Annotated in this window: 1 protein-coding gene and 1 pseudogene; one reads left to right on the top strand and one right to left on the bottom strand. The window is 63.9% G+C overall.

Annotated features, from left to right (window positions below; all coding sequences use genetic code 11):
• The first annotated feature begins 209 nt into the window (after nucleotides 1-209).
• A complete protein-coding gene (locus tag ASJ79_RS23385) occupies nucleotides 210-1,382 on the top strand; it encodes an IS110 family transposase (RefSeq protein WP_231750994.1) in 1,173 nt (390 codons plus the stop codon).
• 37 nt (nucleotides 1,383-1,419) lie between these two features.
• Here ASJ79_RS23385 and ASJ79_RS31490 read toward each other — a convergent pair.
• A pseudogene (locus ASJ79_RS31490) lies at nucleotides 1,420-1,776 on the bottom strand (WS/DGAT domain-containing protein); the annotation flags it as partial.
• Nucleotides 1,777-1,911: the final 135 nt, after the last annotated feature.

The following is a 1,911-nucleotide window of genomic DNA, read 5'->3' as shown; positions in this document are numbered from 1 at the left end:
CTTGCACTGGAAGTGCCTTTCCGAACTTGGACGGTTGTTGCGTAAGGAACACCAATCATCCCAGCTCAGAAGGCACTTTCCTTATACCGACACCCGCCTATCCAGGCAATCCATCGGTGGATCGAGGTTTACCCATCATCGAGCAGGGAGGCGAGTTGACGCTATTCATTGGAGACGACTGGGCTGAAGACCACCATGACATCCATCTGATGGACGCTGACGGAACCAAACTGGCGTCGCGGCGATTGCCAGAAGGACTGGCCGGCATACGCGGGTTCCACGACTTGGTCGCCGCCCATGCCGGGGAACCCACCCAGGTCGTGATTGGTATCGAAACCGACCGCGGTCTATGGGTCGAAGCCCTCGCCGCGACCGGCTACCAGGTGTTTGCGGTCAATCCGCTCGCCGTGGCCCGCTACCGCGACCGCCACCACGTCTCGGGCGCAAAGTCCGATGCCGGCGACGCCAAACTGCTCGCTGATCTGGTGCGCACCGACCGGCACAACCACCGCCCGATCGCCGGAGACACCCCAGATGCCGAAGCAATCAAGGTGCTGGCGCGGGCACATCAGAACCTCATCTGGAGCCGCAACCGCAACACCAACGCCCTACGCAGTGCACTGCGGGAGTACTACCCCGCCGCATTGGAGGCCTTCGAATCCCTGTCTGACCGCGACGCCCTGGCCATCCTGGGTCACGCTCCCACCCCAGCCGATGCGGCACGACTGAGCCTCTCAAAGATCCGATCGGCACTCAAAGCCGCTGGGCGACAACGCAACCTCGATACCAGAGCACTGGAGATCCAAACCGCTTTGCGCACCGAGCAGCTCGCTGCCCCGCCCGCGGTCGCCGCCGCATTCAGGGCCACCACCCGCGCCGCAGTCGCCATCATCGCTGAGCTGAACCGTCAGATCGCCGACCTCGAAACCGAGCTGGCGACACATTTTGAGACACACCCGGACGCCGACATCTACCGTTCCCTGCCAGGACTTGGTGTCATCCTCGGCGCCCGGGTGCTCGGTGAGTTCGGGGACGACCCGAACCGCTACACCACCGCCAAGTCTCGCAAGAATTACGCCGGAACCTCACCATTGACCGTCGCGTCGGGCCGCAAACGCGCTGTGCTGGCCCGACATGTCCGCAACCGGCGCCTCTATGACGCAATCGACCAATGGGCATTCTGCGCCCTGACCAACAGCCCCGGTGCCCGCGCTTTCTACGATCAGCACCGCGCCGCCGGCGACCTGCACCACCAAGCCCTCCGCGCCCTGGGCAACAGACTCGTCGGCATCCTGCACGGCTGCCTACGCCATCACACCGCCTACAACGAACACAAAGCCTGGGCGCACCGCCAAACTAACCGAGAAACCCAAGCCGCTTGACAACATACGGCCCTGGGATGTCTAACGGGGCGCGGGGTCAACAGCGGCTGAGCAGCTCGTTCAGCTCGGCGTCGAAGCGGTCGGCGAAGTCCCACAGGTCGTCGACCAGCCGCGGGCACGAGAGGACGCCGACGTTGAGCATGTCGGCCAGCGACAACACCGTGATGTTCAACCCGGACCCGTGGAAGATCGGGCCGAGCGGATACAGCGCGGTGACCGCGGCGCCGCAGCTGTACAGCGTGGTCGACGGGCCGGCGACGTTGCTGACGATGGCGTTGTGGATCGCGGTCCGGGTCAGCGGGGTGCGCGCCATCAGGTTCAGCAGCCACGAGAATTTGGTGCGGGAGATGCTCTGCGCCAGGTCGATCAGCAGCGTCGGACCCAGCGATCCGCTGTGCTCCTTTGGCCTGCTCCGCGTTTTTCAGACTGCGGATTTCGCGGGAATTAAGCCGCGAGCTGTGAATTCATATATTCGGTGCGGACTTCATGCGGTGTGCGGTAGCCGAGCGCGGAGTGAAGTCTGCGTCGA

The sequence above is a fragment of the Mycobacterium sp. NAZ190054 genome (assembly GCF_001545925.1).
Lineage (GTDB): Bacteria > Actinomycetota > Actinomycetes > Mycobacteriales > Mycobacteriaceae > Mycobacterium.
Note: the sequence above shows the minus strand (reverse complement) of the source record. Positions and strands in the feature narration are given on the sequence as shown.

Bases quoted from the DNA above. Each gene is read 5' to 3' on its own strand.
- ASJ79_RS23385 (WP_231750994.1), top strand. From the start codon at position 210: ATGGACGCTGACGGAACCAAACTGGCGTCGCGGCGATTGCCAGAAGGA.